Source organism: Vibrio sp. 10N.222.52.B12 (assembly GCF_002875385.1).
Taxonomy (GTDB): Bacteria; Pseudomonadota; Gammaproteobacteria; order Enterobacterales; family Vibrionaceae; genus Vibrio; species Vibrio jasicida.
Genome location: NZ_MDAW01000145.1, coordinates 1 through 13575, shown reverse-complemented (window position 1 = coordinate 13575; position 13575 = coordinate 1). Strand labels below are relative to the sequence as shown.

At 43.2% G+C, this 13575-nt stretch carries 9 protein-coding genes; 6 read left to right on the top strand and 3 right to left on the bottom strand.

Features of this window, described 5'->3' with window-relative positions; genetic code table 11:
- Positions 1 to 151 precede the first annotated feature (151 nt).
- Both BCT11_RS20855 and BCT11_RS20850 read left to right on the top strand, forming a co-directional pair.
- Positions 152 to 2581 carry a M64 family metallopeptidase gene (locus BCT11_RS20855; protein WP_102389180.1) on the top strand — a complete coding sequence of 810 codons (2430 nt, stop codon included), beginning with the start codon at positions 152 to 154 and terminating at the stop codon, positions 2579 to 2581.
- 79 nt (positions 2582 to 2660) lie between these two features.
- On the top strand, positions 2661 to 4370 hold the full coding sequence (locus tag BCT11_RS20850; protein WP_045423585.1) for a S8 family serine peptidase: 1710 nt from the start codon (positions 2661 to 2663) through the stop codon (positions 4368 to 4370).
- A 95-nt stretch (positions 4371 to 4465) separates the two neighbouring features.
- Here BCT11_RS20850 and BCT11_RS20845 read toward each other — a convergent pair whose 3' ends face one another.
- Positions 4466 to 6973, bottom strand: coding sequence for an Ig-like domain-containing protein (locus BCT11_RS20845; protein WP_102389179.1), 2508 nt, complete (start codon positions 6971 to 6973; stop codon positions 4466 to 4468).
- 11 nt (positions 6974 to 6984) lie between these two features.
- Positions 6985 to 8097 carry an OmpA family protein gene (locus BCT11_RS20840; protein ID WP_102389178.1) on the bottom strand — a complete coding sequence of 371 codons (1113 nt, stop codon included), beginning with the start codon at positions 8095 to 8097 and terminating at the stop codon, positions 6985 to 6987.
- A 680-nt stretch (positions 8098 to 8777) separates the two neighbouring features.
- Here BCT11_RS20840 and BCT11_RS28540 point away from each other — a divergent pair.
- Together BCT11_RS28540 and BCT11_RS20830 are read left to right on the top strand one after the other, a co-directional pair.
- Positions 8778 to 10055 carry a PAS domain-containing methyl-accepting chemotaxis protein gene (locus BCT11_RS28540; RefSeq protein WP_277869661.1) on the top strand — a complete coding sequence of 426 codons (1278 nt, stop codon included), beginning with the start codon at positions 8778 to 8780 and terminating at the stop codon, positions 10053 to 10055.
- A 506-nt stretch (positions 10056 to 10561) separates the two neighbouring features.
- Complete coding sequence (locus tag BCT11_RS20830; protein WP_227740561.1) at positions 10562 to 10777, top strand: hypothetical protein; 216 nt, start codon at positions 10562 to 10564, stop codon at positions 10775 to 10777.
- Positions 10778 to 10785: 8 nt separating this feature from the next.
- On the opposite strand, the gene BCT11_RS20825 is transcribed toward BCT11_RS20830, so the two are convergent.
- Positions 10786 to 12066, bottom strand: a complete 1281-nt coding sequence (locus BCT11_RS20825; RefSeq protein WP_038874929.1) for a mechanosensitive ion channel family protein — start codon at positions 12064 to 12066, stop codon at positions 10786 to 10788.
- A gap of 294 nt (positions 12067 to 12360) precedes the next feature.
- On the opposite strand from BCT11_RS20825, the gene BCT11_RS20820 reads away from it, so the two are divergent.
- The gene (locus tag BCT11_RS20820) at positions 12361 to 12924 is read left to right on the top strand and encodes a DUF308 domain-containing protein (RefSeq protein WP_038871184.1); all 564 of its coding nucleotides are present in this window, start codon (positions 12361 to 12363) and stop codon (positions 12922 to 12924) included.
- Between the two features lie 177 nt (positions 12925 to 13101).
- The gene (locus BCT11_RS20815; RefSeq protein WP_102389177.1) at positions 13102 to 13521 is read left to right on the top strand and encodes a cupin domain-containing protein; all 420 of its coding nucleotides are present in this window, start codon (positions 13102 to 13104) and stop codon (positions 13519 to 13521) included.
- Positions 13522 to 13575 lie beyond the last annotated feature (54 nt).

Here is a 13575-nt window from a genome sequence, read left to right as displayed (position 1 = left end):
TTTCCTTCGTTAATTTGTCGGGAGAACTGCCTCCCGACTTGTCTTTCTCATTATTAATAAATGATCTTTTCAATTGCCGAGGCCAATGCCTTTGGGCAAGGGCACGTTGTACTTGTTAGTCAGGTAAACGCTAGGAAACAAGGAGAAAAATATGATTAAACCAAAATTGAAGTTACTTGCTGTAGCACTATCGTGTTTCAGTGCTGTTCCGCAAGCCGCTCTAGCTGATGTTCATATCGGAAAAGAGTTCCAGATTGAAGTGATGAGTGACGCCTCAAGGGTGGCATATACCGCAGAAGAACTGGGGTTAGATACACCCGCGCTCATCGCGATCGAAGTCCTTAATGATGCTCATCAGCGTGTTGGGCTACTGCATATTGAAAGCCCTTTATACTTGCAGTTTGAAGAATTTGAAGAGCAAACGGGTGAATTTGTCGCGGCCCATGAAAAGTGGTTTGAGCAGGGAATGGTGAGTTTAGATCATGCTCAGCAAGCGACGTTAGAGAGAGGAAGTTCTGTTCGCTTCTACAGTTTAAATGAGGCTGGCGAAGTTATTGAACTGCTCATGGTCCAGCCAAAGCGTTTGGCTTCCCTTCGAACAAGCAGTGTTTCCACGTCTGCCTATAAATTTATTGATAATGGGTCTCCAAATGAAAAAATCGATTTAGTTTTGTTAGGAGACGGGTATACCGCTGGAGAGAAAGAAAAATTCCGAAGCGATGCAAAACTGATTACCGATGGTTTTTTTGCTAAATCACCTTACAGCGATTACCGAGACTATTTTAACGTTTGGTTAATCGAAAAAGCTAGCCAGCAATCAGGTATCGGTATTGGTTCTCCACTCGACGGCAGCGCGTTCAAAAGCTATTTCCCTGACAGTTCAAGCCGATTGTTGCTACTCAAAGATCGTTTTGTTTCGTTGAATGAAGCTAAAGTTGTCCTGCCGGAATCCGCGACCGAGATTTTCCTTGTTGTCTCCAATACAGAAAAATACGGTGGAGTAGGTTACGGAAATGTCGCAACCATGTCGACCCACAGCAGTGCGGTTGGACTTGCCTTACATGAAGTGGGTCATACCTTCGGTAAGCTTGCGGACGAATACAGTTATGGTAACTGTAATCTGAACGGTGAACCCTCTGCAAAAAATGTCACGATGCAAACAAGCAATGTGAAATGGTCGCATTGGATGGCACATGATCATGAGGTTGGTCTGTTCGAAGGCGCGCAATACTGTGCGACTGGAAAATATCGTCCGATCAAAAACTCCTTGATGCGTGCTTTAGGAACAAACCTTGAATTTGGCTCAGTGAATAGCGAAGCCTTGATCCTTAAAATGTATGAGACGATCAACCCAGTTGCTTCAGTTTCTCCTTCTTTGAGTACCATCGCATTAGAAAGCGAACGAGTTTTCAGTGTATCGACTCCTATTCCGACTGACAGAGTAGCTATTCAATGGTCCTTAAATGGAGACGTTCTTTTGGAAGGTGATCAGGCTGCAATAACGGTAAACCCGACAAATCTCGACTCTGGAAGTCATGTTCTAAAAGTGGTCGTGAAAGACACGACTGAAAAAGTGAAACGTGACCCAAGCAACCGTCTTATCAGTGAACGTCAATGGCAACTGAATGTCGCTGATGATCCTCAACCAGAGCCCCAAAACCGTTATCGTTACGCACGCTTTGTTATTGATTCAGAGATTAAAGGACAAGACTTTGCTTCTGCGGCAGAACTGACTTTTGTTGACCAAACTGGCAGTACTGTGTCTCCGGATAACATGAGAATTGTCTCGGTTTCTAGTCAAGAAACTCAATATCCACGTCCGGCAAGCAATGCTATTGATGGTGATCCTGATACGTTTTGGCATTCACGTTGGAGTCAATCTCCTGTGGGTAAAGCTCCACACGAAATCATCATCGACTTAGGTCAAAGTGTCGCGTTATCCCGAGTTGAATATCTACCGCGACAAGACGGCAACGTAAATGGTACGGCCAAAGATTACAGACTGTACCTTAGTAATACCGTTGGGCAATGGGCATCACCGGTGGATAGCGGCTCGTTTGCACCGAATACGGAAGAAAAGGTGATGTTGGTGGAGTCAAAAGGTGAGGAAAACCAAGCGCCTAACGCTATTGTTTCTCGCTCGCAAGGTGAATTGACAGGATCGGGAACCGTGATGTTAATCGGTGAAAAGTCTAATGATCCTGATGGTGACGGTTTAGTGTATCAATGGCAGCAGACTTCTCCTAAATCTCCCCTCGCAGTTATTGAATCTCCTAAAGAAGCAAACACCCAAGTGCGGTTTGCTGGCAGTACGAGTGAAGTCACTTATCGATTTATCTTAACCGTCAGCGATGGTGAGCTTTCGGACTCTGCAGAAGCAGTGATTACGCAGAAAGCGGAAGCGACTCAATCAAGTCCAAAATGGGACGCAGGTAAAACATACGCAACGCCTTGTGAACGCGTTTCTTGGAAAGAGAATGAATGGGAAAACCAGTGGTGGACTCAAGGTACGGAGCCGGGCTCGGATGGAACATGGGGTGTTTGGCGACAAGTTAATACTTCGAACAATCAGTGTTCTTAAATGCAATGTTGCAAGAAACCTAAATTAGAAATACTAGCCACAAATTACGTTTTTCATGGAATCTCATAAGGGTGAAAACATGGATAATTACAAGAGATTATTTCTTTGCGCCTTGCCGGTTGCGCTGCATTTACCAGCCAATGCATCTCAAAGTGAAACTTACATCGTCCTCCTAGATGATGCGAGCTCACCAAAGAAAATGACGCGAAGTACACAGGTTAATTCTGTCAAAGAAAAAGCAAATCAAGTATTGCAACGTTTGGCGAACGTGCCTGAATCGGTTCACACACGTTCGTCCCGAACTCATGCCCCCTTGGCTGATAGTATCTACCAAAACCTCAATAGCTTCTCTGTAAAACTATCGACAGGTCAAGCCGAGAAGCTAAAAGAGATGACGGAGGTTAGAGGTGTTTATCCAGACGTTATCTTTAGCGCGGACGGTGTACATGGCCAGAATTCACAACGAGTCGCTTCTTGGGGATTGGATCGTTCTGACCAACGTGAGCTGCCTTTGGATGGAGAATACGAAGTAGGGCCATACACCGGAAAAGGCGTATCAATCTATGTTATCGACTCAGGTATCGATTTTTCTCATCCGGATTTTGGGGGGCGTGCTCAATCTGGTTGGGACTTTGTTGATAACGACAGCGATGCTTCTGATTGTCATGGCCACGGCACTCACGTTGCGGGCACAGCCGCTGGGCGTCAATATGGTATCGCACCGGGAGCGGATATTTATTCTGTGAGAGTCTTGAATTGTGAGAACAAAGGTTGGGGAAGCCAGATCCTTAACTCTTTTGATTGGGTCATTGAACATGCTAAGCAACAAGGTCAGCCAGCTGTCATCAACTACAGTATTTCTCGAAGTACTCGTTGGGCTCCACTCGACCAAGCGGTTGATAGGCTTATTACTGAATACAACCTGCCATTTGTACACGCGGCGGCGAACAATAACACCGATGCCTGTACCAAAACACCTCACTCTGAATACTCAATAACAGTTGGGGCATCCACCAACGACGATTACCGTTGGTATAGCTCTAACTGGGGGGAGTGTGTCACGTTGTTTGCTCCAGGAGCAAACATTATTTCCGCCCGCAACCATGGTGGTTATCAATCAATGTCCGGTACCTCAATGGCAGCACCACATGTAGCTGGTCAAGTTGCACGATTGCTAGAAGTGAATCCTAAAGCATCGCCGAGTGAGCTAAAACGCTTGCTGATAGAAAATAGCACGGCAAATGCTCTGTACAACGTGGGCGACGGTTCTCCAAATCGTTTGTTGTACATCAAGAGTGAAGACAGTACAGACGTAAACCAACCTCCGGTCGCTGTCGCAACCAGCAACCAATACGAACTGACAGGTGCTGGGACGATAAGTCTAACTGGGGATGCTTCCAGCGATCCGGATGGCGACCAATTGATGTATCAATGGCAGCAACTCGCTCCTTCAAGCCCTCTTGCTATTATTGCATCACCTTCCGCCTCGAAGACGAATGTAGGCTTTGATGAACATGCGGCCGACATTACTTACCGCTTCTTATTAACGGTCAATGATGGCGTAACTTCTGATTCCACTGAAGTGAGAGTGGTGCAAAAAGCAAAACCTATCACCCCCAACGGTGTTCAATGGGAGTCGAGCAAAACTTACGCTTCTCCTTGTGAGCGTGTCTCGTGGAAAGGGAGTGAATGGGAAAACCAGTGGTGGACAGTCGGTAACGAACCGGGTGCTGGAGGCATATGGGGTGTGTGGCGAAAAGTTGGAGGTTCGAATAATCGATGTGGATGAACGCGATTTTTCAATAATGAATTAAATAGCGGTTGAGCCAATTAAAAAAGGATGGTCGTTTACAGCCATCCTTTTTATAGCTTAAGTGTTAAGCACTATTTGTGTTCACAGATAACAAATGCTTTTGCTGCTGGGTCTTGTCCTGAAATCTCGAATTTCGCTGTATCATCGTTAAAGAACACAGAGTCGCGGTATTCAAACCAAGATTCGACCTCACCAGTGCTCATTTTTGTCGTCCAGAAATAACGGAAGTTGAGTGGCCAAGTTGACGTTTCATCATTGCCTTCATTCAAGTAGGCAGCTAGTGATGTTGGATTTGATGCCAATTCCTCACCTCTCAGTTGACACTCAGCAATGGCTACATCAATGTCTACTGCAGCATAACCATAAATATCAGGGCCAGGTCCTGGCATTTGAGTTGTACCTGTGCTGTCGACATAGACGATCTCTTCTTTTGTATCTTCCTCATATACGGTTTCATCTGCTAATAATGGACGACGATATGGGCCAACAACATCCAATGCAGTTGTTGCATCCAGAGTTAAACCATCAAATTCTCCAGATACGGTAATATTGGTGCTGCCTAGCTTAATCCCAGTAACCGTGCCTTTATCCTCAGCCGCGTTAGAGACAGAAGCTAATGAGGTGTCCTCTATCACCCAAGTTGAACGGTCATCTGCAGTTAAATCAGTAGTGTTGCCATCAGATAGTTCGCCAATAGCCTTCATTGCTAATGTTTTTCCAACAGCGACTTCGTTATCTGTCGTGTCTATAGAAATACCAACAATAGTCGCATTGTTAATGGTTAGTTCTCCTGATGATTGCCAGTTCTCTCCGTTAACGGTTGCTGATGCTGTGATGTTGGTTACACCGACGGTAATGCCGGTAGCAACACCATTTCCGTCAACTTCTCCGTTTGTTACTGTTGCTACCCCAGTGTTGCTAGAGCTCCAACTTACTTCTGGGTTATTCGTTACATCGAGTGATGTCGAATCGGAAAGCGTTGCGGTTGCGATAAAAGAAGTAGGCAATCCAAGTGCCGAAGCGCTGATTGCAGGTGTCACTTGGAAATCAGTAATGACAGCCTTAGTAACTTCTAAATCTGCCGTTGCTTGTAGGGATTGACTACCTAATACTCCGGTGGCAGTTATCGTTGTTTTGCCTACGGATTCACCTTTTACTATTCCTTTGCCATCCGCATCATTGCTTACTGTTGCGATAGTTGCTTCACCTGTAGTCCAGCTAATTGCGGCATTGTTTGTAACATCCAATTCACTGTCGTCAGAGAAGACTGCAGTTGCGGTAAATTGCTTGGTTAACCCAACAGGAGTGTTTACTGATTGCGGTGAAATAATAATGTTCATTACGACCGTCGGTGTGACAGTCAATGTGGCACTGTCTGAGAATCTCTGTTCTCCAACCACACCAACGGCTGTTACTGTTACATTACCTTCTGCTACCGAAGTCACTATCCCTTTATCAACCGTCGCAATAGAACTATCACTGGTTGTCCAACTAACAGCTGTGTTCTTTGTTACATCGAGAGATGTTCCGTCAGATAATTCGGCTTGGGCAATGAACTCTTGTGTTAAGCCTTCCGGTAGGGTGGCTGTTTCTGGTGTTACTGAAAGGGCAGTTACTGTCGCAGTAGTGACTGTGATAGCCGTGCTGTCGGTATACTCTTTCCCAGCTACGGTAATTGAGGCTATGACATCTACTGGCGACGTGTTCGTTTTTTTAGCGTGGATAGAACCCTTGTTGCCCTCTGTATTATTAACGTCGAGCACTGTAGGATCTGTTGTTGTCCAATCTGCTTCTTGCGTTACGTCCTTTACTGAGCCATCTGTCAGAGTGACTTCTGCTTTTAATACTGTATCTAAACCTACAGGTATGGAAGTTGCGTCAGGGGAGACATTGAAGCTTTGAATTGTGGCTTCATTCACTGTCAATACTGCTGTGTCGGAAAACTCTTTGTCACCTACCATGCCTTGCGCTTTAATCTCAGACGTACCCGCAGTTAAACCCAAAGCTTGTCCTTTGTTGGTACCATCATCATTAATTGAGGCAACTGCTGTATCGCTGCTACTCCAAGTTAATTCGGGGTTTTTGGTAACATCAATGACTTGCCCGTCAGACATAATGGCTTCGGCTCTAAATGCTTGGCTTAATCCCTTCGCAACAGAAGCAGTTTTTGGTGTCACGAGAAGCTCGGTGACCGCAGCATTTGTGACAGTTACATTTGAGGTATCCTCAACGATAGAGCCATCTTTGTTGATGCCTTTTGCAGTAATAGTTACTTGTCCAGTTGAAACACTGGTTAATAAACCTTGATTGTCGATAGTTGCAATGTCGTTATTGGAAGAGGACCAACTTAGTGAAGGGTTGGACGTTACATCGACAGTTGTACCATCATCTAACGTAGCAATTGCCTCGAATTGAAGTGGTAGCCCAACAGGGAACTGAGCATTTTTAGGAGTGACAACGATGGAAACTGCTTGATGAATTCCCCCGTCTGGTACATCGACCAGCCCTTCATCTCCATTGTTACATCCTGCTAAAAGGATGCTGCACAATGAAAGGCCAAATAGCCATAACTTCTTCATTTTGTTACCTCTTAGTTCGTCTTATTTGGCTTGTCAGTAGCTTCTAGAGTTTGATTAATTGTTGTGTCGAATCGTATTTCAACACGACGGTTTTGAACTCGCCCTTGTTGCGTATCATTTGAAGCAACGGGATTTGCTTCACCTTTACCGACGACGGTTAAGCGAGATGCATCAATGCCTTTTTCTGTTAGATAGGCAGCAACTGCTTTAGCGCGTTGCTCTGATAAGCGTTGGTTGTAAGCTTCAGAGCCGGAATTATCGGTATAACCTAGGATTTGTACTTTATCTTCAGGATAGGACGTGAGTTGTTCTACGAGTAAATCTAGCGACTGATTCGTGACAACAGTAGTAGAGTCAAACGCAAATAACGTTTGTGCACTGAGAGAGAGCGGTTTCTCAATAGTTACATAACGAATCGCTGGTTCAATTGGTTTAGGCTCAATGATGGGTGCCTGCTGATTGAAGTGATACGTTAATCCAATAGACGTGAAGTGGGAGTCTGCTTGTCCCACGTTGCTATCTCCAATTCCATCAATGAATTGATATTCGCCTCGTACCGACCAGTTTTGGGAAAGTTGATAGCTAACCCCTAATGAAGAGAGTACGTTCCAGTCGTGACTACTTGAATCTCCCTGAATTGTAGAGATTTCTTTCTCGATATATTGGTATGCACCCCCTAATCGGGTAAACACATTTATACGTTCGGTTAGAGGATAATCTAGCTTGACTGCAATTTCTCCGCCATAAACGTCTGCAGAGACATCGCCTATGGAATAACGAGCATCTGGTGAACCATAAGATGTTGCACCACCTTCAAGAGCAAACCAAGAATTGAATTGATAGCCCCCGTATAATCCATAGCCCAAAGTATCATCGGTGCAATCTAAAGCAGAAGTGCCACATGCGCCATCATAAGCAGCCCAGCCAAGACGTCCACCTAAATAAAAGTGTCCGTTTTGAAAAGGCGGCAACTGGGTTAAATTTTGGTTCGAAGCTGCCAAGAGTGTTGTATCGGTAGAATCTTGTACAGAAGAGCTGGGGGAAGCGGTTGATGGTTCAGCGTGAAGCATTGGTATGTAAATTACCCCCGTAGCGACCACTAAGCTGCGAAAAATTAAGTTCATATTCATCTCATTTATATTAACTACGACTATTTGTGGAAAGGGTTATCGTTTGCTTAATAAGGTCGAGTTAACTTATCTATGTATCTCAAAACTTAAAAGCAGCAAAAATAAACCCTTACTTTTGTGATGGTGAATTATAATCAACTTAATGAATAGACTCTGGATCTCAAAAAACACAAAAAAAGAACATCTGGTGATATTTGGGAAAAAACCTACACCTAATTGTGGAAAATTTGCTTGAATTTGTAGGCGGTAAATTGAACCAACCCAAGCCAGGTTACATTACAAATTTTATTAAACTTTAGTCTGTTAGCAATGTTCAATTAACTCGGTAGTGCCATTTGAGCACATTCATTTAATATGCTTTAATTTTTTATACATTTGTTGCATATAAAATTAGCATGATATTTTAAGTTAGATATTTATTGAAAGATCTGGGAAATGGTTTTTAACGCTAAAAAATAAATTTGGAAAATAAATCAAATAACCAACAAGGTAAGAATTAACTGACGCTTTTCTGCGCTCAGTCTGATTCTGCACAGAGATTAAGTTCAATAAAGTGGCAAGAGTTATCGAACAGGGATGTGATTATATTCCGTTATAGGATGAATGATCCCTTCCGGTGGTGATGACAGCTTCTTTAACTCACCATTACAACCACATTGAGCGAGCGATCTCCTATGTTTTTTAAAAAGAAAGAAGAAATAAATATTGTCGATGTGAATATGGACTTTGTCAGGTCGTTGTATTCATCGACTGCCGTCATTGAATTTGATCTTCAAGGCCATGTTTTAGAGGTTAGTGACTCTTTCCTATCTTGCATGGGATATGAAAGAACAGAGGTGCTCGGTAAGCATCACTCAGTGTTTTGTTCTCAAGAATTAGTTTCATCACAAATTTACTCAAATTTTTGGGATGACTTAAGAGCTGGAAAAGAAAAAAGCGGTGTGTTCTCTCGAAGAGACAGAGGAGGAAATGAGGTATTTATTGAGGCCACATACTTTCCTATTATTTCTCAAGGTCGTGTTGATAGAGTTGCCAAAATCGCTTCGGACATTACCAAAGCGCATACAACTAGTATGAATAACCAAGATCTCTTAACAGCATTAGATAAAACATTTGCAGTGATCGCCTTTAGTCCCTCCGGGGAGGTGCTAGATGCCAATAAGGCATTTCTAGACACTTTGGGCTATTCGAGAGAGCAGGTGATTTTGAAACATCATCAAATGTTTTGCTTTGATGAGTTTTACAAAGAAAACCCAGATTTTTGGAAAGACTTACAAAATGGAAGAGCCTTTAGCGGTCGGTTTTTGAGAAAGTCATCTACCGGAGAGAAGGTTTGGATTCAAGCATCTTACAACCCAATTTTTAATGAGAAAAATGAGATGTATAAGGTTGTTAAGTTTGCTACGAATATCACCTCAGAAGTGATGAGAGAACAAGAGTCAAAAGATGCATTGTCGATTGCTTGTAGTACATCTGTTGAGACAGAACAAGTTGCAACGGATGGTAAAAATTCAATCCATCAAGCTCAAAAGCAATCATCTGCGGTTGTGGAACAAGTGGCAAGTTCTGTTGCTTTGATTGATACGCTTAATGAGCTTTCCGTAAGTATAGAGAATATAGTCCAAGTCATCGGCAGTATCGCAGACCAAACCAATTTGCTTGCTTTAAATGCAGCAATCGAGGCCGCGAGGGCTGGGGAGCATGGTCGCGGTTTTGCCGTAGTTGCAGATGAAGTTCGTGTTCTTGCGTCGAAAACATCGAGCTCGACAAATGAAATAAGTAAAGTGGTTTCGGACAATCTTGCACTTACCAGTCAGATCTCAGCATCGATGCAGTCTATTCGTCAATCTTCTATTGAGACTGATGAGCAACTGTTACTAGTCTCCTCAGTCATTGATGAAATACAGACGGGAGCAGAAAATGTGGCAAAAAGCATGTCTAATCTGACGTAACTTTTGTAATGAAAGTAATAGTCAAAATCTTCAAATTAGACCTGCATATTTGAGCGATGACTGTTCACTAAACAAGGGGGATGATCACAATGACGACGTTGAGGTACTTGTCCCTGTTGCGAAAACATGTGGTCGAATGACTCATGCACATCGGTGTGAAGGACGAAGAGACTGTTGGTAATTAGAGCAATCGATGCGGATTAACAGTTAACACTTGCTCTGGTTTAAGAGGGTTTTTCAGAGGTTTGGCGCCTCATTTTTACTTACAGAAGCGTATTTATTACCGATAACTTATCAATTTTTATAGAATTTAATCATTCTGTTTATCGTAGGAAAAATCAGACAGAAACCTTTATTTTCAACGTATTAATGATTTTTCACACAATAATTTTGCGATTCTCGTAGGCATTCCGTTAGAAAAGTTCTGTCGTATGCTATCCAGACCACAGGAAGTATTTGCAAGAATTCTCGCTAACGCTAGTTAAGATGTTGGTCGGGAAATCATAATGAAAGATAAAATGGAAACGTATTGGGTTCAGCTTGTTGATAAGGCGAGTACGGCATCCGATCTGTCGGATTTGACTCGCTCGAGACTGCGAGGGTGTATAGGAAAGTATGGATTGCGTTACAAGGTGGAAGGGGGTGTATTGAGTGAACATCGCTACAACCGTAAAAATCTGGTGAACAGCATGGAAGGTGAAGCTGAAACTTCACCATCCTAAGCGTGTCTTTATTTTGAGCGGCTCTTCGTTTGCTCCAGCGTGATATGAGTTGCATCATTGCTGGTCAGCATTTGATACGGCCTTAGGCCAAAGAGTGGCATAATAGAGTAGATGTGATCAAACAAGTCCGCCTGAACGCCTTCGTAATAAGCCCAGTCGGTATTATTCGTGAACGCATAAACTTGGATTGGAATCCCTTCGGGTGTCGGCTCTAACTGCCTCACCATAATTAACATGTATTGATGGATGTCCTTGTTCGCTTTCAAATAAGCATTCACGTACGCACGGAACATTCCTAAATTGGTCATTTGACGAAGGTTACCCAACGCAGGTTCCTCGCTCATTTCATCGTTGTAGTCATTGATCTCACGAGACTTTTCGTAAATGTACTGACGTAGAATTCGAATGTTCTTGAGCTTTTCGATTTCTTGCTCAGATAAAAATCGAATTGAGGTGACATCAATATTGACGGCACGTTTGATGCGTCGACCGCCGGAGTCGGACATTCCTTGCCAGTTAATGAATGCATTTTGAACCAGTGCGTAAGCGGGCAGCATACTAACGGTATTGTCGAAGTTTCGTACTTTTACTGTCGTTAATGAAATCTCTTCTACCGTACCGTTGGCGCCGTATGAGTCCATCTGAATCCAATCATTCAAGCTGATCATGCGGTTTGCAGAAAGCTGAATACCCGCGACAAATCCTAATATCGTGTCTTTAAACACCAGCATGACAAAACCTGTTGCGACCCCCAATCCAGAGAGGAAGATAACAGGGGATTCATTGGCCAATATCGACATCGATACGACAACACCTACAAAGAAGGTAAAGAGCTTAATAAGCTGAACAAAGCTCTTGATCGGCATTTTTCTCGTAATGCCTTTAAAGGTGGCAATGTCATTCAAGGCATCAAGTAGGGCGAAAATCATCCAAATAAAGATGACCAAAATCGAAATACTTAAAATGCGGTCAAAGATGTTGGCTAACCAGTCATAATGACCAACGGCTAATGGAATAAAGACATCCAAAACCATAATTGGAATCAGCAGTGAGAGTTTTTCTAAAACATCGTATTTCGTAAAGCTGTCTGCCAAGGGTTTATTGGTTTTTTGCAACACATTGTTGGCAGAGCGAACGATAAGGTGGTGAACAATCAAATAACTGATCGCAGCAGCAGCGAGGCTCGACAAAATAAAGACACTGGTGAGCTCTATTCCGTATGGATCGCTATTGATGCCGACGGCACTCAGCTTTTCTGAAATGAAAGTGCGAATATGATGATCGAGCAAAATGTCATCCTCAAAACGGGCCTGAAAACTGGGAGTGAGAATCTCAAAACAAAAAATCAAGCAGCAAGCGTTAGAAAGCCGCCAATCCTACTCCCCATCTCTTTGTTTTGCACTGCTTTAATCTAACAATCGTGAATCTTATTATTCAAAAATAGTGTATAGGCGATGATGTGATACGGGTTTAACATCCAATTCTGCAAACGGGACACGTATTTCTGTTAAGTCTGTGAACTCTCTACGGTTTTATTAGACTAGACTGAAAAGGCGGCTTGCGTTTAATTTAAGAGGCATTCAATGGAAAATTCTAATCAATCACAACAACCGACTTTTTTGTCTAAAGGCTGGAAGTACTTCGTCATTGTCGGCGTCATTATCTCATTAATGGGCGTTGGTGCCATGAGTTTGCCTGTTTTGGCTGGCGTGACGATCTCGACCATCGTTGGTGCGGTTCTGTTGTTCAGTGGTCTGGTTCAGGCATACCACACGTTTTCCATTAACGTTTGGAAAGAGAAACTTTGGTACGTCTTAAGTGCCGTTTTATATATTGTTGGCGGTTTGTTTATCCTATTCAAGCCACTAGCAGGCTTAGTAACCATTACAATGTTGATGGTGATTGTGATGATCTTAAACGGTTTGACTCGTATCTTCTTTGGTTTGAGCAACCGGAGCCTACCAAGCAGCAACGTGATTGTATTCAGTGGCGTAATTTCAGTGCTTATCGGTGGTTATTTCTTCATGTTGCTCGATGATCCTGCATTCTCAACCACGCTATTGGGCACATTTGTGGGTATCTCGCTACTGATTGAAGGCATCAGTTTCATCTTTATGGGCTTACAAATGAAAAAGCTTTCCCAATAAAGGCACTATCTAGCGCTAAAACTTTGTGAAATAGAGAATGCCTGCCGATTCGGTGGGCATTTTTTATGGATGACTTAAAATCGTTCTCTATCTCACATATTTACTCTTCAAGTCAGGCTCATATCTGAATCTCTCTTACTGTTTAAGCAAAGGTTATTAATAGACAAGGAGAGGGTTTTGAAACCGATTCAAACCGCAGTGATTGCACTTTCATTGGTGTTTAGCTCTGTATGGGCAGATACTCAATTGCCAGATTCAGTAGAGGCTGACGTAGTCCTAAAGACAACAACCAGTTGGGATGGCACTACGCTACCACAATATCCAAAAGGCCAACCGGAAGTCACCATTTTGAAAATTACCGTCCCGAAGGGAGTGGAGCTTCCCATGCACCAACATCCTGTCATTAATGCTGGCATTGTGCTGAAAGGGGAAATCACAGTCACGAAAAAGGATGACGAGAAGATCGTACTGAAAGCCGGGGATGCAATTGCGGAAGTCGTCGACCAATGGCATTTTGGCGCAAATACGGGCGATGAGCCGGTAGAGATTTTGGTGTTTTACGCTGGTGTGAAAGATAAGCCGATAACGGTGAAGTGAAGCATACAGAATCAAAAAGCCCGAGCATAAACTCGCAATGTAGTTCACTTAAGC

What these genes read in the sequence shown, in the direction of transcription:
- BCT11_RS20855 (WP_102389180.1), top strand. Translation starts at nt 152, where the DNA reads ATGATTAAACCAAAATTGAAGTTACTTGCTGTAGCACTATCGTGTTTC.
- BCT11_RS20850 (WP_045423585.1), top strand. Translation starts at nt 2,661, where the DNA reads ATGGATAATTACAAGAGATTATTTCTTTGCGCCTTGCCGGTTGCGCTG.
- BCT11_RS20845 (WP_102389179.1), bottom strand. Translation starts at nt 6,973, where the DNA reads ATGAAGAAGTTATGGCTATTTGGCCTTTCATTGTGCAGCATCCTTTTA.
- BCT11_RS20840 (WP_102389178.1), bottom strand. Translation starts at nt 8,097, where the DNA reads ATGAACTTAATTTTTCGCAGCTTAGTGGTCGCTACGGGGGTAATTTAC.
- BCT11_RS28540 (WP_277869661.1), top strand. Translation starts at nt 8,778, where the DNA reads ATGTTTTTTAAAAAGAAAGAAGAAATAAATATTGTCGATGTGAATATG.
- BCT11_RS20830 (WP_227740561.1), top strand. Translation starts at nt 10,562, where the DNA reads ATGAAAGATAAAATGGAAACGTATTGGGTTCAGCTTGTTGATAAGGCG.
- BCT11_RS20820 (WP_038871184.1), top strand. Translation starts at nt 12,361, where the DNA reads ATGGAAAATTCTAATCAATCACAACAACCGACTTTTTTGTCTAAAGGC.